Source organism: Nocardia sp. NPDC052001 (genome assembly GCF_040680615.1).
In the GTDB taxonomy this organism is placed as follows: Bacteria; Actinomycetota; Actinomycetes; order Mycobacteriales; family Mycobacteriaceae; genus Nocardia.
Map to the genome: position 1 here is coordinate 468,524 of NZ_JBFAXC010000002.1, position 19,530 is coordinate 488,053.

The window sequence follows — 19,530 nt, forward strand, 5'->3', positions numbered from 1 at the left end:
TCCGACCGGGCGTCCGCCGCGCCCCGCTGTGTCGACAACGCACAGGACGATACCGCGAGAATCGGTTGTGGACCCGGCGAGTTGTGCGGGAGGATCGGTCCGTGATCGATTCCAAGGAGAGCCTACGGCGTTATCTCGCAGCGGATTTGGCCGGACATCAGCTCACCCGCTGGCGACCGCATCATCGGCTCACCTATCGGCCGCTGTACTTCCAGCGGCTGCTGCGCAAGTCCGAGTACTGGTACAACGTCCGCACCGATCCGATCGGCCGCGTGGTGTTCGCCTGGTATGCGCTGCGCACCAAACTGCTCGGCGAACGACTCGGATTCACCGTGCCGCGCAATGTCTTCGGGCCCGGACTCTCGATCGCGCACGCCGGAACACTGGTGGTCAACCCGGAAGCCCGGGTCGGCGCACGGTGCCGGATTCATCAGGGGGTATCGCTGGCCAGCGGTGCGCCGGGAAGTTACCCTGTCATCGGCGACGACGTATTCATAGGTCCGAATGCGGTGATAATCGGCGTCACGGTCGGCGACCGTGTAGAGGTGCGCCCAGGCGCTGTTGTCATCAAGGACGTTCCCGCCGATGTACATGTTGCCGGAGTACCGGCGAAAATCATCCACGACTTCCGCGAGCGCACCGCCGCGTCGTCGGAGTCGGCTGCGAATGTTGCGAAACCATAACGCCTCCAAGAGGATTCGTAGATCCACCCCCTCGGCTTCGGCGCGACTAGGCTGGCGATACAGGCCCGGTCACGATGTGCGTGACGGGTGCGGGCAAAGGGGGAATCGATGTGCGGAATAGTCGGTGTGCGCCGATTCGACGGGGGACCGGTCAGCAAGGAATTGCTCACCGATATGAGTGCGGCGCTGCACCACCGCGGACCCGACGATCACGGCCTCTGGTGTGACGGGCCGGTCGGTTTCGCGCATACCCGGCTATCGATCATCGATCTGTCCGCCTCCGCGCAACCCATGACCGGTGTCACCGGCACCACCCACCTCACCTTCAACGGCGAGATCCTCAACTATCGCGAACTGCGCCGGGACCTGGACTACCCGTTCACCACGCGCGGTGACACCGAGGTGCTGCTGGCCATCTACGAGCGGTACGGGGCCGCCGGGGTGAGCCGCCTGCGCGGCCAATTCGCCTATGCCATCCACGATTCCGCGACCGGTGAGACGCATCTGTTCCGGGACCGGCTCGGCATTCTGCCGCTGTACTACTACGCCACCGATACCGTCTTCGCCTTCGCCTCCGAGATCAAGGCGCTCTACCCGCTCATCGAGGCGCCGCGGGTGGACACCGTCAGCCTGCACGATTTCCTGGCGCATCGATCGGTGCCCGCGCCTTACACCTTCATCGAAGGGGTGCGCAAAGTTCCGCAGGGCCATCACCTGGTGGTGCGCGCCGACGGGACCATCCGCATCGAGGCGTACTGGAAGCTGCCGGATCCGTCCGAGGAACTGGATGTCAGCCCGGCCGCAGCCGTCGACCTGCTCGATCAGGCGCTGCGGGAGTCGGTGCGCGATGCCCTGACCGCGGATGTGCCGGTGGGCGCGTACCTTTCGGGCGGCGTCGACAGCAGCCTCATCTGCGCCCTGGTGGCCCGGGAGCGCGGGGGAGCGGGACTGCACACCTTCTCCGCCGGTTTCGGCGACTCCCGGGTCGACGAAACCCATTGGGCGCGTAAGGCGGCGCTCATCGTCGGCAGCGACCACCACGAAACCACCGTCACCGCGAGCCATTTCCAGGACGAATGGGCGCGGCTGAGCTGGCACCGGGACGCACCGCTGTCCGAACCCGCCGATGTCGCGGTGTACCGGCTGGCGCAATTGGCCCGGGAACACGTGAAGGTGGTGCTGTCCGGGGAGGGCAGCGATGAATTGTTCGGCGGCTACCCGAAATATCAGTTCGCGCGGGCCACCCGGCTCGCCGGGATGATTCCGGGCGGCCCGCTGCGGCTGCTGGAACAGCGGCTTCCGGCCAGCCGGGCGCGTTTGACCGTTGCGCTGCGGGCACTTTCGGAGCCGACGTACGCCGAGCGCATGCGCGGCTGGTTCGCACCCTTCACCACTCGTGAACGGGACCGGTTGCTGGGCGGACCCGCCCAGCGCGGTGTCCTGGACCCCTATCTGGCCGGACGCGGAGATCCGCTGCGCCGCATGCTGCACGCCGATGTGCACACCTGGCTCGCGGACAATCTGCTCGAACGCGGCGACCGCATGTCCATGGCCGCCTCGCTCGAACTGCGCCCGCCCTTCCTGGATCACCGGGTCGCCGAACTGGCCTTCCGGCTGCCGAGCGGCGTCAAGGTGCGGGGCGGCAGCTCCAAATGGATCGTGAAAGAGCTGGCGCGCAAACACCTTCCGGTGGATCTGGTCGACCGGCCCAAGGTCGGGTTCAAGGTGCCGTTGGACGAATGGTTCCGCGGACATCTGCGCGAAATGGCCTTCGACCTGCTGGACGGACCGTCATCGTTCGTCGGCGAGCATTTCGACCGCACCGCGGTGCGCCGCCTGCTGGAGGCGCACACCACGGGCGGCCGCGATGAACAGCCGCGCATCTGGACGCTGCTCTCACTCGAGGTCTGGCATCGCGAACTCCAGCGGCGGCTGGTCGGTTAGTACGCGCCGTCGCTGCGCGCCACCGCGAAGATGGTGCGCTTGATGATCATGAGATCCTGCACCATGGACCAGTTCTCGACATAGGACAGGTCCAGGCGCACGGCTTCCTCCCAGGACAGATCCGAGCGGCCCGAGACCTGCCAGAGCCCGGTCACACCCGGTTTCACCAGCAGGCGGCGGCGGACCTTACCGTCATAGCGCTCGACCTCACTGCGCATGGGCGGGCGCGGGCCGACCACGCTCATCTCACCGCGGATCACATTGATGAACTGCGGCAACTCATCCAGGCTCAGGCGGCGCAGCACGCGCCCGATCGGGGTGACGCGGGGGTCCTCGCGCATCTTGAACAGCAGTCCCGCGCCCTCGTTCTCGGCCTGGAGATTGTGCAGTTCCTTATCGGCGTCCTCACACATGCTGCGGAACTTGATCATGCGGAACGGCTCGCCGTTCAAGCCGATCCGCTCGGATCTGTAGAAGACCGGACCCGGACTGGTGAACTTGACCATCAGCGCGATGGCGATCATGACCGGTGACACCGCCAGCAGCGCGAGCGTGGCGAAGACGAAATCGAAGACCGTCTTGCCGAAGGATTTGGCGCGGTCGTACTGCGGCTTCTCGATATGCAGCAGTGGCAGATTCGCGACCGGGCGAATCGATAGCCGCTGATCGGCCACATCCACCACGCCCGGGGTCACCACCAGATCGATGCCCAGCGGGGCCAGCTTCCAGACCAGGTCGTTGATGCCGTGGGTGCCGAGCTCCTCGATGGCGGCGATGGCCACGGTATCGGCGGCGACCGCTTCTGCCGCGTCCAGCACCGAGGTCTCGGTCAGAATCGGCAGATCGGCATTGTCGGCCGCGTCCACCGTCTCATCGGCGGCGTACGGGATGTACACGCCGGTCACCGAATAGCCAACGGCCGCATCGCGTTCGAAACAGCGCATGATCTCGCGGGCCGAATCCGGGCGGCCCACAACGAGAACCGAGGTGAGGTACTGCCCGGCGCGACGGCGGCGGGCCGCGTACTTGCGCCAGAGCATGCGATTCAGGATCAGGCCGAGCAGACCGACCGGTAGTGCGATGCCCAGATAGCCGCGTGCGAAATCCATCCGCAGCAGTAGCGAGACGATCGCTATCAGCCCGAACAGGCGCATGGTGGCCGCGATGACGCGGCGGTATTCGTCCGGGCCGGTACCGATGACGGTGGTCGACCAGGCATTGCCCACCGCCAGGAATACCACCCAGGTCAGGGCCAGCAGCACCGAGATGACCGAATAGCCGATGCGCGCGTCACCCGCCCAGTCCAGCGGAGAATCGTAGTTGAGTCCGCCGAAGCGGATGAGCTGGGCCAGGGCGATCGACCCGCAGACCACCAGGGTGTCGGTAATGCGCAGCCGCCGGCCGTATTCGGCCTGCCAGTGCCGTTTGCCCGAAGGTCGCGGCGAGATGCGGTGCGTGGTATTGCGGTCGAGCGTTTGTTCCCCGTCGAGCTGGAAGGCCATGCTGGAGCTCCATCGTGCGGCACTTGAGCCTCGTGGCAATCCCCCCGATCGGACGCCCGAGCTGATACTACTGGTTTCGTTCGCCGCACGGCCAGCATTACGGGAACCGGATAGGTTGACACCCAACGGATTTCGCTCGGTTCGGCGGGGTGCGCGGAAATCAAGTGAAACCTATTTACTAATAGGTGTTCACAAACGGGGGTGTGGTGTGGTTCACTGCTCCGGAACGTGTTCCAAAGGAGGTACCCGTGTCCGCGCCGTCCATCCCCACCGGGTTCGACTTCACCGATCCCGACCTGCTCGCCAAGCGTCTTCCCGTCGAGGAGTTCGCCGAACTCCGCCGCACCACGCCCATCGCCTGGGTTCCCCAGGTGGGCAGTGGATTCAAAGACGACGGCTACTGGGCCGTCACCAAAATGGATGACATCAAGGAGATCTCGAAGACTCCGGAGGTGTACTCCTCCGAGGAGAACACCGCGGTCATCCGCTTCTACGACGACATCATGCGGGAGGAGATCGAGGTCCAGCGCTATCTGCTGCTGAACCAGGATCCGCCCCGGCACACCAAGCTGCGCCGCATCGTGTCCAAGGGCTTCACCCCGCGCGCGGTGGAATCGCTGCGCAACGCGCTGCGCGACCGCGCCGAGCGAATCGTGCACGAGGCCAAGAAGACCGGCTCCGGCGACTTCGTCACCCAGGTCGCCTGCGAGCTGCCGCTGCAGGCCATCGCCGAGCTCATCGGAATTCCGCAGGAGGATCGCGGGCGGATCTTCGACTGGACCAACCAGATGATCTCCTACGACGATCCCGACTTCGAGGGTGACCACAAGGTCGCCACCGCCGAGGTCATGGGCTACTCGTGGAATCTGGCCGAGGAGAAGCGCAAATGCCCGGTCGACCTCGACGGCCACGGCGACATCATGTCCACGCTGCTCAATGCCGACGTCGACGGTGAGGCGCTGGCCTCGGACGAATTCGCCTGGTTCGTCATCCTGCTGGCCGTCGCCGGCAACGAGACCACGCGCAATGCCATCACCCATGGCATGAAGGCGTTCGTCGACAATCCGGAGCAGTGGGAGATCTACCGCGAGCAGCGTCCGCGCACCGCTCCCGACGAGATCGTCCGCTGGGCCACCCCGGTCATCGCCTTCCAGCGCACGCTGCTGCAGGACACCGTGCTCTCGGGTGTGGAGATGAAGCAGGGCCAGCGCGTCGGAATGTTCTACTCGGCCGCGAACTTCGATGAAGAGGTCTTCGACAAGCCGTTCGAGTTCAACGTCCTCCGGAACCCGAATCCGCATGTAGGCTTCGGCGGCACCGGCACCCACTTCTGTGTGGGAGCCAACCTCGCCCGCCTGGAGATCGACCTCATGTTCAACGCCATCGCCGATGTGATGCCGAACCTGAGCCAGGTCTCGGACCCGGTCCGGCTGCGTTCGGGCTGGCTCAACGGCATCAAGAGCTGGCAGGTCAAGTACGAATGATCGATCGTGCCCCGATCATTTGATATGGAGTGAGCATGAGTGAACCACGCCGACGCGGACGAGTGCCTGCGGTAAGTGACGCAGATATTCGCCGCGTCGCGCGGTCACTGCTGGTGGAGCAGGGACCGGACGCGATCACGCTGCGCGCCATCGCGCGCGAGCTGGGTATCACCGCGCCCGCGCTCTACCGGTACTACGAATCCCGCGACCAATTGGTCGCGGAGATCCGCACCGACGTCTGCAACGATCTCGCGCAGGCGCTCTCGGCCGCGACGGACGGGTTGCCCGATGACGCGGGCCTGCGCTTCTTCGCGGTCTGCCGCGGCTTCCGGCAGTGGGCGCTGGACCACTCCCGTGAATTCACCCTGGTCTTCGCCTCACCCAGCGCCGCCGAATCCGGCAGCACCATGCAGCAGTTCGGCGAACCCGTCGGCCGCCTCTTCCTGGAGGCCGCCGGCCGCCTGCTCACCGAATTCGACGTGGTCACACCGCCTTTGGAATTCATCCCCGATGACCTCCGCGACGACCTCGTCGCCTTCCAGACCGAACTGCTCGGCGTCCTGGCCGGTTCCGGTCAGAAATTCCCCGCCGAAAAACTCGACCTCGGCGTCAGCTACGTGATGATCCAATTCTGGGCCCGCCTCTACGGCCACGTAACCCTCGAGGTCTTCGGCAACTACCCCATCCCGATCACCCACCCGGACGTGTTGTTCGACGCCACCCTCGCCGATATCGGCCGCAGCATCGGCGTGGTCGGCTGAGGTCAGCGCACCGCCAGGGCTATCACCTGGGTGAGCTGCTTATCGCTGAAGTTGTTATCGCTCACCAGAATCAGCGTGCGCTCGCCCGACGGCAGCCGCGGACCCCAGGTCATGCCCTCGATATTGTCGAGCGCGGACAGGCCGATATCGTCCAGACCCACCAGCAGGCGTTTGGCCGCCGGGCGCGCCGTGGTCAGCGGTGCGTTCAGCACATTGTCGGCGGCGCTCAGATCCGCCTCGTAGATCCGGATCTTATTGCCGACACCCATCGCGAAGGACCGTTCCAGCACAAGGAATTTCGCCGGATCGATGGGATCGGCGGCCAGGATCGAGGCCACGCCGTTCATGCTCTGTCCCGGCTCCGGGCGCGATTCGGCGAAGGGTGGTTCGAGTTGATACGGGTACTGGGCGAGAATCGGGCCGAATCGGGTCTGCACGGTGAACCGCGACCGGGCCGAGGCCGGATCATCCTGTAGCAGTGGGCCTTCCATCGCGGTCACGAAAAGTGAACCGGCCGCGGCGAAGCTCGCGCCCTCCAGGGCGAGATTGCGTTGCGGGCCGGAACCCGGGAGCATCCGTTCATTGTCGGGGATCGGCTGTTCGGTGACGAACGCGCCATCCGGATGCGTCACCCGCACGGACGGGTCCTGCAGGGTCGCGTCGACGCGCTCGCCCTCCTGTGTCCACCAGTAGTCACCGGACCACGGATCTACCCGAATCTCCTCCGGGTCCACCGATTTCGGGGCGTAGCCGGAACCGGCGGCGGTGCGCAGCGCATGTGTTCCGGTGAAGGTCACCGGGCCCAGGCCCGCGGTTCCCACCTCGAATCGCGCGGTGTAGAACCGGGCCGGATTCACATCCGACCTGTCATCGCTGATCAGCACGTATTCACCGGTGGCCGGTCGATAGTCGATACCGGACAGGCCACCGACGACGGTGCCGTCGAATGTCAGGCCGTACGGCACGATCTGTTCGCCGAGCAGGCGGACGGGGGCGTCGGCGGGCGCGGCGTGCGCGCCGACGATGGTTGTGGGAAAGACGGCGAGCGCGCCGCACAGTGCGGCCAGCATGCGGAGATTCGACACGGTGCAGACCCTATCGACTCGCCCGGGCGCATGCCGGCCGCCACTGGGGACGGTGTCAGCGCGCGGTCTCCACCAGCTCCCCGACATCGGTCAGGCGCGGATCATCCTCCAGAACCGGTTCGCCCAAACCGATTCGGCGTTGCAGGCGCTGCATCCACCTGGGTGCCCACCAGACGGCATCGCCCAGCAGGCGCATGGTCGCCGGAACCAGGAACATGCGCAGCACGGTCGCGTCGATGAACAGGGCGGCGATCATGCCGTACGCGATGTACTGCATGAGAACCAGATCCGAGAACGCGAACGCGCCGGTGACCACCAGCAGGATCAGGGCGGCGGCGGTGATGATGCCGCCGGTTTGGGCGGTGCCCTTGACGATCGATTCCTCGGTGGTCGCGCCCCGCGAACGCGCTTCGACCATGCGGGAGACCAGAAATACCTCGTAATCGGTGGACAGGCCGTAGACGATGGCGATGATCAGGACCAGCATGTTGGCCTGGCCGGGTTGGGGGGTGAAGTTCAGCAGGCTCGCGCCGTGGCCGTCCACGAAGATCCACGTCACGATGCCCAGGGTGGAGCCGAGGCCGAGGCCGCTCATGAGCGCGGCCTTGATCGGCAACACCAGGGAGCCGAAGGTCAGGAACATGAGCAGGGTGGTGGTCAGCAGGACCAGGGCGATCATCCAGGGCATGCGCGCCAGCAGGGCGTCGATGCTGTCCTTCTGTAGTGCGGGTACGCCTCCGACGAGCACCCGCATCCCGTCCGGGAGTTCCATATGCCGTAGATATTCGATGGTCTGCCCGGCGTCGTTGATATCGGCGACCGGGGCCTTGGTGCGATAGATATCCGGCTGCGAGGCCGAGCGGGTGGGAATGTCGAACGGTGCCACCAGGCCCGGGGCCTTATTCGCCAGATCCCAGACCGGGCCCACCGCAGCCGAATTGGCCGAGTCGAACACCAGCTCGATCGGATCGGATTTGCGTACCGGGAAGTAGTGGTCGATCTGCTCCTGCGCCACACGGGTCGGATTGTCCGGCGGCAGATACTTTTCGCTGAAGCCGCCGAAGACCAGATTGCGCATCGGCAGGATCAACAGGAACAGGCCGATGAGCAGCGGTGCGGCGACTATGCGCGGATGCTTCACGACCCAGCGGGTGGTGCGCGTCCAGAATCCGCTCTCCCGTGTGGCTTTGGACTTGGTGCGCCGGAACCGCTCCAGCCCGAAAGCGTCCACGCGCGGACCCAGAATCGCCAGCAGCGCGGGCAGTACCGTGAGCGCGGTCAGTGCCGCGATGCTCACCGTTGCGATCGCGCCGTACGCGATGGATTTCAGGAAGCCCTGCGGAAACAGCAGCAGCCCACCGAGACTCGCCACAATCATGGTCGCGGAGAACACCACCGTGCGCCCAGCCGTCATCACCGAACGCCGCACCGCCGAACGGGTGTCGTACCCGGCGGCGAGCTCCTCCCGGAACCGGCTCACGATGAACAACCCGTAATCGATCGCCAGCCCCAGCCCGATCATCGAAACCACCGGGGAAACAAAGGTATTCACCTCTGTGAAGTTGGTGATGAACCGCACTACGCCGAACGCGCCGAAAATTGTGAGCAGACCGATGGCCAGCGGCAGTGCGGCCGCTACCACACCGCCGAAGATGAAGAACAGCAGCAGTCCGACCAGCGGAATCGCCAGCAGCTCCATGCGGTGGATATCGTCGGCCACCGTATCGCTCAGCGTCACCGCTACCGGTTGCAATCCGCCTACCTGGACGTCATAACCCGGAATGCCGAAGTCGTTCTTGACCGCTCGATAGCTTTGCAGCAGCTCGGTATCGTTGGTGCCGCGCAATGCGATCGCTGCCAGCGCCCGCGTGTGATCCTTAGTCGCCAGAGCTGGTGTGACACCGCCGGTTTCGGTCGGCCAGTAACTGCCCCGGATACTCGCGATCTGATCCGGATGATCTATCGGCAAGCTTCGCAGATGATCGACGACCACCTGCTTGAAGTCCGGATCATCGACGGTCTTGCCCTCCGGCGCGGTGAACAGCAACACCACGTCGACATCGTGATTCTGCTCGAACGCCGACCCCACCAACCCGGCAGCCTCGGTCGACTCCGACCCCGAATCGAACATGCCCCCCGAACTCAGATGATCATCGAGCCCTTGCCCGTAACCTCCCAAAGCCAGCAGCGCCGCTGCCACAATCCCGATGACAGCAAACCGCAAGCGGCAGGCCAGATCACCCCATCGCGCGAACAGGTTCATACGTCACGGTAACAAGCAAGATCGCCCCCGGCACCCACCCCACCCGCTGTTAACCTGCCCCGCAACGCATTACCCGCTCCCACCACCTGTTATTCACCTCCGTCCGGCAATGTGTGTTTACCTGATCCGGTGTCCGAGCTACTCGATGACCCAGCGCTGGAACGATCCTCGGTGGTCGCCAACAATTCGATGAATCGCACTCGCGGCCTGGCGGGAGTCAACAGCTACGAACGAGACCTCGGCTTCGACCCGTTCCACCTGCTGTCCGAAACTGTTCGCGCCCAGCCGGATACGACCGTCACCTGGATCGACCTGTGCTGCGGATCGGGCCGGGCGCTACTGGAGGCCGAACAGCGCTTCACCCGCGACCTCCCCGACGCCGATATCGCCCTCCTGGGCGTCGACCTGATCGACTACTTCCAGACCCGGCCGCATACCAATCGCCTGCGCCTGATCACCGCCAGCGCCCATGACTGGCACCCCGACCGCCCCGCCGACCTGGTCACCTGCGTGCACGGCCTGCACTACATCGGCGACAAACTCGCACTCCTGTCCGCCATGGCGAGCTGGCTCACCCCCACCGGCCGCCTCACCGCACACTTCGACCCACACTCCATCCGAAACCCCGACGGTTCCTCGGCCGCCCGAAAGGTGCTGGCGCACTTACGCGAAGCGGGCCTGGACTATGACCGCCGCCACCACCGCGTCACTGCCCGAGGCCCCCGATCCCTGACCTTCCCCGCCACCTACCTGGGCGCGGACGACACTTCCGGCCCCGGCTACACCGGCCAGCCCGCGGTCACCTCCCATTACAGCTGGTAGCCCACCGCGAGCGGGGTCATACGCGGGGCTTGAGGCGGGGGCGGCGGATTGTGTTGAGGCGGGTGATGATTCGGGGGCGGCGGAGGTCTCGGGCGAACCATTCGCCGAGGGTTACCCCGGCCGCGAGGGCGCAGCCGACCGCGAAGGCGCTGAAGAGTTGGTTGAGGCCGATGAGTTGTTCGTTGTTGAGGAGGGCGTAGAGGCCGCGGTAGACGCGGAGGCCGGGGAGCAGGGGAGTGATGCCCGCCAGGGTGACCACGAGGGGCGGGGTGAGGGCGCGGCGGGCCAGCAGGCCACCGGCGAGACCCACGACCACGGCCGCCACGCCGGAGGAGATGACGGGGCCGAAGCCCGCGTGCTGGACCAGGAGGTAGACCACGGTCGCGGCCGCGCCGCTGAAGGCCGCTGCCGCGAGGGCGCGGCGTTCGGCGTAACAGGCCAGGGCGAAGGCCAGCGAGGTGATCGCACCGGCGAAGAGTTTTACCGGGAGGTTGGTCAGGTCGCGGCCGGGAGACATATCGACGGTCGGGACGGTGAACTCCATGAGTTCGGCGACCCGCAGGGTGAGCACGATGCCCGCGATGATGCCGCCGGTCATCATGACCACCTCGAGCATGCGGGCCGAGGCGGTGATGGGCGCGCCGGTAATCGCGTCCTCGACCGAGCCGACGAGCTGTAAACCGGCCAGCAGCACGGCGATTCCGGCCGCGATGATCAGCGCGGGATCCAGTTTGAGATGACTTGCGAAGGTGGACACCAGGACCGCGGGCGATGCGGCTATCGCACCGCCGACCATGTGCTGGAAGAAGAAGGGCAGACCCCGCCGGTTCAATCGGCGATTGGTCCGGTCGATCATCCAGGTGGTCGCGAAACTGATCGCCGCGATCAGCAGTCCGCCGTTCAGGAGCAAGGCCACCCCCGCCGCCATGAACGCCCACCCGAAGGTGGAGATCCACCGGTTGTACGGATGCGGCGCGGAGGTGATGGCGTCCAGCGCCTCGAGCGCTTCCTCCGGCGGCACCAACTCGCGGCGAATACGCCGGGTGAGCCGATCCACCGCCGCCAATCGCGTGAAATCCAGCGACCGGTAATGCACAACGCGCATGGTGCTCGCGGGCGGCATGGTCGGCCCGCGATCGGCCGAAATACGAATCGAGTTATAGGTGACATCGATATCGCAATTGGAGAGCCCGTAGGTCGAGGCGATGAATTCGATTTGATCGGTGGTGTCGGTAACCGCCGTTCCGGCGGAGAGGACCACTTCTCCTACCCGCTCCGCGAGATCCAAAACCTGGGTGACCGTCGCGTCATCGGTCAGATCGATCGGCTGCAGCGGCGCGGGCGCCTCGACAACCGCGTCCGCCATCGCATTGCGGTCGGCCACCGCGCGATCGACGACGCTGGTCAGCAGTAGTCGCCACCGCCCGCGCAGGCCCGCCACGGCCCCGCGAGGTTCGGTAGCCAGATCATTGCTCACAGGAGAAAAGTACACGGGTGCGATAGATCACCGGGTCGACCAGGTCTATGCAAGTAGTGTTTTGAACTATGGCGAACGGTGGCGATCAGATAGCGGAACATCTACGCGCGGCCCTCGATGGTTCGTGGCGACATGTGCGGGAGAAGGCCCGGGAACACCTCGACGACGACCGCCTTTACGGCGATCCCTACCTCGATTACAAATCCGCGCGAGCGCGGGTGCTGGAACAAATGCATCTGGTGTCCTCCTTCGGATGGGCCGAACTCGGCTTCGGCCGCATTTCCGGTGGCGCCAGCGATCCGGGCGCGGCCGTCACCGCGCTCGAGATGCTCGCCTACACCGATCTGTCGCTGTGGGTGAAATGCGGTGTGCAGTGGGGACTTTTCGGCGGCGCGGTCGACAACCTCGGCACCGAACGGCATCAGCGGTACATCGAGAAACTGCTGCCCCTGGAATTGCTCGGCTGTTTCGCCATGACCGAAACCGGTCACGGCAGCGATGTGGCCAATCTGGAGACCACGGCCACCTACGATCCCGCGACCCAGGAATTCGTCGTACACAGCCCAACTCCCTCCTCGCGCAAGGACTACATCGGCGGCGCCGCCGAACACGCCCGCATGGCAGCGGTTTTCGCGCAGCTGGTGACCGGCGGTGAGACCAGGGGCGTGCACTGCTTCCTGGTGCCGATCCGCGATGACGCGGGCGTTGATCTGCCCGGCGTCACCACCTCCGACGACGGTCTCAAAGGCGGTCTGCCCGGCGTCGACAACGGCCGAATCCTGTTCGACCACGTGCGAATTCCGCGTGAGAATCTGCTCAATCGCTATGCCGACGTCGCACCCGACGGTACCTACAGTTCCGAGATCGTCAACCCCAGCCGTCGCTTCTTCACCACCCTCGGCACCCTCGTGCGGGGCCGGGTCAGCGTCGGCGGCGCGGCCGCGGCGGCGGCCCGCGTGGCGCTGAGCATCGCGGTGCACTACGCCGAACAGCGCCGCCAATTCGCCGATCCCGATACCGGCGAGGAGACCGTGCTGATGGACTACCGCAGCCATCAGCGCCGGCTATTGCCGCTGGTCGCCCGCGCCTACGCACTGCAATTCGCACAGAACGATCTGGTGCGCCGCATGCATCTGGTGCAGACCGGTCAGGATCTGGCCCCCGGGGCGCAGCGCGCACTCGAGAAGCGCGCCGCCGGCTTCAAGGTCGCCCAGACCCGGCACGCCACCCGCACCATTCAGGAATGCCGCGAAGCCTGCGGCGGCGCGGGCTATCTCACCGAGAACCGGCTCGTCACCCTCAAGGCCGACAGCGACGTGTTCACCACCTTCGAGGGCGACAATCTGGTGCTGACCCAGCTGGTCGCGAAGGATCTGCTCACCGCCTACTCCGATGAGGTCCGCGATCTGGACGCCCTGGGCTGGGTCAGGTTCGCCGCCACCATCGCCCGCGATGAGGTGCGGGAACGCTCGGGCGTGCGCCAGCTCATCCAGCGGCTGCGTGACCGCACCGGGGAGAGTGTCGACGACGCCGACCTGTCCCGCCGCGCGGTGCAATTACAACTCTTCGCCGACCGCGAGGACTACCTGGTCCGCACCGCCGGGCATCGACTTCGCGCCCGCGCCAAGGAAACCGGGCCGTTCGAGGCGTTCAACAATGCCCAGGACCACATTCTGGCGGCGGGCACGGCGCATATCGACCGGCTGGTGCTGGAGGCGTTCATCGAAGGTATCGCGGGCATCGAGGACGATGAGGCGCGCGAACTCGCCGAAACCGTCTGCGACCTCTTCGTTTACACCTCGATCGAGGAGAACCAAGCCTGGTACATCATGCACCGGTTCATGTCGGTGGAACGTGCCAAGAATGTCCGGCGCGGGGTCAATGAGCTGGTGGATCGCCTGCGCCCCAGCGCCTTGACCCTCATCGACGGTCTCGGCGTGCCCGAGAAGATGCTGCGCGCGGCCATGCTCGAATCGCCCGCGCCGTAGCAATCGCCACACCCGCACTGCCGCATCATGAACCATGGTGCGGCAGTGTCTCGTTGAGATATGTGACATATTCGATGCCGATCGAGCCGAGCGGTCCCGGCGCATAGTTTGTACTACAAGAAGTAGTAGAAGCTATCGACACGGGGTGGAGAACAATGTCGACGACCATGGCGCGGTGCGCGATTCGCGCGGGAGGGCTCCGATGATCACCAGGCTCATCACACCGGCGATCCGCGCACCGAAACTGGTGCTGGCCCTGGTGGGCATCGCGTTCCTGCTGTGCGGCGTACTGGGATCCCAGGCCGCCGCCCGGCTGACCAACGGCGGCTTCGTCGCCTCGGACTCCGAATCCGCGCTGGCGGCGGACATTCTGGCGCAGAACTTCGGCATGTCCGGAATGCAATTGGTGCTGACCCTCGAATCCGACGGCGGCGCACAGGGACCGGCGGCCACCGCGCGCGGCAGCGATATCGCCAAGCGACTGAAGAGCGACAACCGGGTCGTCAAGGCCGTATCCCCGTGGACCGAAACACAATTGAGCTCCACCCTGATCAGCCGCGACGGTAAGATCGGCCTGATCGTGGCCGGCGTGCGCGGCGATGAGAACACCGCACCCGCCGCCGCGGCCGATATCGCGAACGAATACCTCGGCGCCCGCGACGGCATCACCGTTCACGCGGGCGGTCAGGGCATGGTGTGGTCCGAGACCGGTAAACAGACCCAGCGCGACCTCGCCCTCGCCGAGGCCATCGCCCTGCCGCTCACCATCGTGCTGCTCATCTGGTTCCTCAGAAGCGCTGTGGCGGCGGCCATTCCATTCATCACCGGTATCGCCGCCATCGCGGGCACCAGCGCACTGCTGTACCTGGTGACCCTGTTCATGGACCTGTCGGTGTTCGCGCTGAACATCACCACCGCGATCGGCCTGGCGCTGGCCATCGACTACTCACTGCTCATCATCGGTCGCTACCGCGAGGAGATAGCGAACGGCCGCGACCGCGAACAGGCGCTCATCCTGGCCATGCAGCGCGGCGGTCGCGCGGTCGCCTTCTCCGGCACCACGGTCGGCATCGCGCTCATCGGAATGCTGTTCTTCCCCACCACATTCCTGCGCTCGCTCGCGGTCGCCGGACTCGCGGTGGTGGCGCTGTCCATCGTGCTGAGCCTGACCCTGGTACCGGCATTGCTGGCCGTGCTCGGCGAACGCATCAATCGCAAACCGCTGCGCGAGGCCCGTCCGGTCCAGGAGAGCTTCCTGTATCGGGTGGCCCGCATCGTGCAGCGACGGCCCGCGGTGTGCGCCCTGCCGGTGCTGGCCCTGCTGATCCTGCTGGGGCTGCCCATCTTCGGGCTCAAACTCGGTATGCCCGATGACCGGGTACTGCCCACCTCACTGGAATCACGTCAGGTCGGCGATCTGCTGCGCGAACGCTTCGACGACAATGCCACCGGCACAGTGCATATCGTCTTCCAGCTGCCGAACCGCTATGCGCACATCGGCGATCTGAGCGCGTATTCGGCTGCGCTGTCCCAGGTTTCGGAGGTCAAGGCGGTCACCGGACCGGCGGGCACCTTCATCGGCGGCAAGGTCGCCGGTCCCGCCGATCCGGCGGGGACCGATAACGAGGGCGGTGCGCATCTGACCGTCACCTCCGGCGTCGACCCGTATTCCGTTCAGGGACAACGACAATTGACCGCCTTGCGCGCGGTGGAACAGCCGCCCGGCGTCACCACCCTGTTCGGCGGCCTCGCCCAGCAGAACGCCGACTCCGCCGCGGGCATCAAGGAAGGCTTCCCGAAAGCGGTCATCTGGATCGCCCTGACCACGTTCATCCTGCTGCTCCTGCTCACCGGCAGCGTGGTGCTCCCGCTCAAAGCCCTGGTGCTCAATATCCTCTCGCTCTCGGCGACCTTCGGCGCGCTGGTCTGGATCTTCCAGGACGGCCACCTGGGCGGGCTCGGCACCCTGGCCACCGGGTACACCATCGCCACGCTGCCGGTGCTGTTGTTCTGCGTGGCCTTCGGACTCTCGATGGACTACGAGGTGTTCCTGCTCGCCCGCTTCACCGAGGAATGGGAGCGTTCGGACAAGACCCGCGCCGACAATGACAATGCGGTGGCGCTGGGCATCGCGCGCTCGGGCCGCATCGTCACCGCCGCCGCCCTGCTCATGTCCGTGATCTTCCTCGGTATCGCGACCAGCGGGGTCACCATGAATCGCATGCTCGGCCTCGGTCTGGCTGTCGCGGTGCTGATGGACGCCACTCTGGTCCGCATGGTGCTGGTTCCGGCGTTCATGCGGCTGATGGGCACCGCCAACTGGTGGGCTCCGGCGCGATCCCGCCCACTGCTGGAGAAAGCCGCGCTGCGGGACTGAGTCCGATTCGCGGCTATCGTGGCGGCGTGACCCGATCGATCGCGCTCGCCCCGAACCGGCTGGACTCGCTGGCCAGACAAGCCGCGCTGCCCGCGCTCATCCTCGCGGCCGTGATCGTGACCATCGTTGTGCCGCAATTCTTTCCGGCCGACGGCGGGCCGACCGGACTGGACAACTCACTGGACGGGCATATCCACTCGTCCTTCGACGGGCACCAGTGGCTGTACCGGCTGCTGGTCGCCCCGAGCAACAACTACATCGTCATCCCGCTGCAATTGGGTGCGGCGGTGTGGTTCGGGTACCGGCGGCGCTGGTGGGCGGCCGGGTTCATGATCGTCGGACCCGAACTCGCCATCCTGGTGAACTCGTTCGCGCTCAAGCCCTTCTGGGACCGGCACCTGCACCACTATCTGGCCTATCCCAGCGGTCACACGGTGCAGCTGGTCGCGGTGGTCACCGCGCTGGCGCTGATCAGCGAATCGACGCGGGCGCGGGTGACGATCGTGGTGATCATGGCCGTGGTACTGCCCGCGGTACTGGTCGGCATGGTGGGTATGGGCTATCACCATCCGACCGATGTCATCGGCGGCACCGCCGCCGCCATCGCGATGGTGACGGCGGCCTATCTACCGTGGCGCTGGTTCGCCGCCCGCCAGGGCGAGCGGCTCGGCGATACCGACGAAGACCTCAGCCGTACGCCACCACTCCCGCGATGATCATCCAGAGCACCCACAGCACCGCCACGATCATGCCCAGGGTGAGCATCACCCGCATGAACCCGCGGCCGAAATTGATATCCCCGTGCTCGCGCGGATACAGCTGGGTCGGCGCGAACCACGGCGTCGGCACCCGGAACGAACCACCGGCCGCCGCCGCGTCGGCCTCCAATTGCGCCTGCTCCTCGGCATAGGCCTCGGCCTGGGCCTGCTGCGGGCCGCCGTGCCACAGCGTGATGTCCACCGGACCCAGGAAGCCCTCGTTCAGAAGTTCCTGCGGTGCGGGCAGATACGGCAGAATCCCCAGCCCGCGGAACGCCCACGCCACATCATTGGCCGACCACTGCGGCCGCCCGCGCGAGGACAGCCCGACGAAATAATCGTGCAGCCGCTTGGGATCATCGCCGACCAGCACCTCGAAACTCGGATCGCTCCAGAGCTGGGTCACCCGCAGTTTCGACTCCGGCGGCGGCACCACCAGCACCGCGCCGTGCACCACGCGCTGCCCCAGCCCGCGCTCGGCCAGCCAATTCTGTAGCGCGAAGGTGTGATCGCGGGATTTGTCCAGCGGTGTGCGCTTGTCATTGCCCTCGAAGTTGATCAGCTTGTCGCCGACCCGCCACGGCCCGTTGAGCGGAACCTCGAGCTCACCCTCCATGCGTTCCACCAGGGCCTCGGCCTCGATGACCACGCAGCTGGACGGCGTCCAGATCACCGCGTCGAACGGATACAGCCGATCACCGTGGAACAGGCTGCAATTGACGGTCGCCACACCCTTGGGATCGCCGCTGCCCTTCCAGGTGCGCAGCCAATCGATCAGAACCTTCTCCGCATGTGTGCCAGCGGGATTCTGCACTCGAACGAGCATCGGCGCCGCACCTCTCTCGTCGAAATCGATACCGGCAGTCAAGAAAATGGTACGGACGCTCCGCACCCGCCGCCCAGATTTGCGGCCTGTCGTGTGTCGGTCGGCGGGTCAGGCCATTTCGGCGGGTAATCGCCCTTCCTTCACCGCGGTCACCAGCTGGCCGTGATCGACCTCGACCCGATCGGCGTAGCGCACCGCGAAAGCCGCCACCGCCTCGTCGAACGCCTCGGCGTCATCGAGGTATCCGGCGACCAGTCGCGGATCCACCGAGCGCGCGTGCGCCCGCGCCAGCAGCGCGCCCGCCAGCCGTCCGTAATCGTCGAGCAGGCCCGCGTCCAGGGCCGAGGGATCGATGCCGCCCTTGAGATTCCGGAACTGCCGCACGATGAACGGCAACTGCCGCCCGTCGATGGTCAGCGTGGTCCAGCCCAGCAGGATATCGGTCTCGGCCTGAACATGCCTGGCGCCCTGCACGATTCGCTCACCCTCGTGCCGGGCGGGCACGGGCGGCAGATACGGCGTCAGCGCGGACGGCGCGGCCTGTTTGATCTGCAGCACCAGCACCTCATCGCCATTGCCGTGCAGCAGCGCCAAATAGCTGTGCAGGCCCACACTTCCGGTGCCGACAATACGGAAAGCGATGTCGGACACCGTGAATCGGGTAATGAGATTGCGCCGCGACTCGCGCAGCGTGCCCACGTATCCGCTCAGCCCGTCGATCACCGCATCGGCGACCCCGGACCCGACCGGGGTCAGCAGCGGCGGATCGGCCACGAATCGCCTACCGCCGAAACCGGTTACGTGATCCTCGAGATGTTCGGTCCACTTGCGCACCACCTTGGCGCTGGTGTTCTTGCGCGCCTTCTTGGCGGCCTTGCGGAAATGCTCCAGCAGCGGATCGGCGCTGGCCTTGGCGATCACCGATTCATCCGGCAGCGCCGTCCACGAGGTCAGGAACGGCTGTGTCGCGAGCTCGGCCACCGCCAGCCGGTACGACCGGGCGGCATCGCGGGCCGCGGCCAGGCAGTCGTCTTCCGACGCCCCGCCTTCGCGGCCCGCGAGCACCAGACTGGCGGCCAGACGCTCGAGGTCCCACTCCCAGGGCCCCGGCGCGGTCTCGTCGAAATCATTGATATCCATCACGATTTCACCGCGCGGGGTGCCGTAGAGACCGAAGTTCGCCGCATGCGCGTCACCGCACAGCTGTGCCGTCAGGCCACTGCTCGGACCGCTCGCAAGATCAGCCGCCATGAGCCCGGCGGACCCCCGGAAGAACGAATACGGCGACGCCGCCATCCGCCCGATGCGCAATGGCAGCAGGTGTGGCAAACGTCCAGCATTACTGGCATCGATGAAGTCGAGCACTCCCGGCCGGGACGCGGACACCGCGGCCCGATCCCGCGATTCGACCGGGGTGCGGTCGCGCAGCGCCCGGCCGCGATCCCACACCTCCTGCGACGACACGGGGGTACGGAAGTCGATCACGTTGGAGCACACAACGTTCCAACCTACCGGTGGGCGCGATCGCACGCGAGACGACCGGAACCACCCGATCAGTGG

Annotated in this window: 14 protein-coding genes; 8 read left to right on the plus strand and 6 right to left on the minus strand. The window is 66.0% G+C overall.

The window, feature by feature from the left end:
- Positions 1 to 101: 101 nt before the first annotated feature.
- Together AB0L82_RS10460 and asnB are read left to right on the plus strand one after the other, a co-directional pair.
- A complete protein-coding gene (locus AB0L82_RS10460; RefSeq protein ID WP_364633626.1) occupies positions 102 to 683 on the plus strand; it encodes a serine acetyltransferase in 582 nt (193 codons plus the stop codon).
- 108 nt (positions 684 to 791) lie between these two features.
- Positions 792 to 2,627 carry an asparagine synthase (glutamine-hydrolyzing) gene (gene asnB / locus AB0L82_RS10465; protein WP_364633628.1) on the plus strand — a complete coding sequence of 612 codons (1,836 nt, stop codon included), beginning with the start codon at positions 792 to 794 and terminating at the stop codon, positions 2,625 to 2,627.
- Here the strand turns inward: asnB and AB0L82_RS10470 are convergent.
- Positions 2,624 to 4,129, minus strand: coding sequence for a sugar transferase (locus AB0L82_RS10470; RefSeq protein WP_364633630.1), 1,506 nt, complete (start codon positions 4,127 to 4,129; stop codon positions 2,624 to 2,626). The genes asnB and AB0L82_RS10470 overlap by 4 nt on opposite strands.
- A gap of 248 nt (positions 4,130 to 4,377) precedes the next feature.
- On the opposite strand from AB0L82_RS10470, the gene AB0L82_RS10475 reads away from it, so the two are divergent.
- Both AB0L82_RS10475 and AB0L82_RS10480 read left to right on the plus strand, forming a co-directional pair.
- Positions 4,378 to 5,613, plus strand: coding sequence for a cytochrome P450 (locus tag AB0L82_RS10475; protein ID WP_364633632.1), 1,236 nt, complete (start codon positions 4,378 to 4,380; stop codon positions 5,611 to 5,613).
- Between the two features lie 35 nt (positions 5,614 to 5,648).
- Complete coding sequence (locus tag AB0L82_RS10480) at positions 5,649 to 6,374, plus strand: TetR/AcrR family transcriptional regulator (RefSeq protein WP_364633634.1); 726 nt, start codon at positions 5,649 to 5,651, stop codon at positions 6,372 to 6,374.
- 2 nt (positions 6,375 to 6,376) lie between these two features.
- On the opposite strand, the gene AB0L82_RS10485 is transcribed toward AB0L82_RS10480, so the two are convergent.
- Entirely contained in the window at positions 6,377 to 7,459 is a 1,083-nt protein-coding gene (locus AB0L82_RS10485; protein ID WP_364633636.1) for an esterase-like activity of phytase family protein, read from the minus strand.
- A gap of 55 nt (positions 7,460 to 7,514) precedes the next feature.
- Positions 7,515 to 9,716, minus strand: a complete 2,202-nt coding sequence (locus AB0L82_RS10490; protein WP_364635956.1) for an MMPL family transporter — start codon at positions 9,714 to 9,716, stop codon at positions 7,515 to 7,517.
- Between the two features lie 135 nt (positions 9,717 to 9,851).
- Here AB0L82_RS10490 and AB0L82_RS10495 point away from each other — a divergent pair, with 135 nt between their 5' ends.
- On the plus strand, positions 9,852 to 10,544 hold the full coding sequence (locus AB0L82_RS10495) for a class I SAM-dependent methyltransferase (protein WP_364633638.1): 693 nt from the start codon (positions 9,852 to 9,854) through the stop codon (positions 10,542 to 10,544).
- Between the two features lie 16 nt (positions 10,545 to 10,560).
- On the opposite strand, the gene AB0L82_RS10500 is transcribed toward AB0L82_RS10495, so the two are convergent.
- Positions 10,561 to 11,910 carry a threonine/serine exporter family protein gene (locus AB0L82_RS10500; RefSeq protein ID WP_364635959.1) on the minus strand — a complete coding sequence of 450 codons (1,350 nt, stop codon included), beginning with the start codon at positions 11,908 to 11,910 and terminating at the stop codon, positions 10,561 to 10,563.
- A 179-nt stretch (positions 11,911 to 12,089) separates the two neighbouring features.
- On the opposite strand from AB0L82_RS10500, the gene AB0L82_RS10505 reads away from it, so the two are divergent.
- From AB0L82_RS10505 to AB0L82_RS10515, 3 genes are all read left to right on the plus strand, one after another.
- Positions 12,090 to 14,009 carry an acyl-CoA dehydrogenase gene (locus AB0L82_RS10505; protein WP_364633640.1) on the plus strand — a complete coding sequence of 640 codons (1,920 nt, stop codon included), beginning with the start codon at positions 12,090 to 12,092 and terminating at the stop codon, positions 14,007 to 14,009.
- A 145-nt stretch (positions 14,010 to 14,154) separates the two neighbouring features.
- Complete coding sequence (locus AB0L82_RS10510) at positions 14,155 to 16,386, plus strand: MMPL family transporter (protein WP_364633642.1); 2,232 nt, start codon at positions 14,155 to 14,157, stop codon at positions 16,384 to 16,386.
- Positions 16,387 to 16,412: 26 nt separating this feature from the next.
- The gene (locus AB0L82_RS10515) at positions 16,413 to 17,102 is read left to right on the plus strand and encodes a phosphatase PAP2 family protein (protein ID WP_364633644.1); all 690 of its coding nucleotides are present in this window, start codon (positions 16,413 to 16,415) and stop codon (positions 17,100 to 17,102) included.
- On the opposite strand, the gene AB0L82_RS10520 is transcribed toward AB0L82_RS10515, so the two are convergent.
- Entirely contained in the window at positions 17,074 to 17,958 is an 885-nt protein-coding gene (locus AB0L82_RS10520; protein WP_364633647.1) for a nuclease-related domain-containing protein, read from the minus strand. The two genes, AB0L82_RS10515 and AB0L82_RS10520, sit on opposite strands and share 29 nt — an antisense overlap.
- Before the next feature lie 120 nt (positions 17,959 to 18,078).
- Positions 18,079 to 19,434: a DUF2252 domain-containing protein gene (locus AB0L82_RS10525; RefSeq protein WP_364633649.1), complete on the minus strand. Its 1,356-nt coding sequence runs from the start codon at positions 19,432 to 19,434 to the stop codon at positions 18,079 to 18,081.
- Positions 19,435 to 19,530 lie beyond the last annotated feature (96 nt).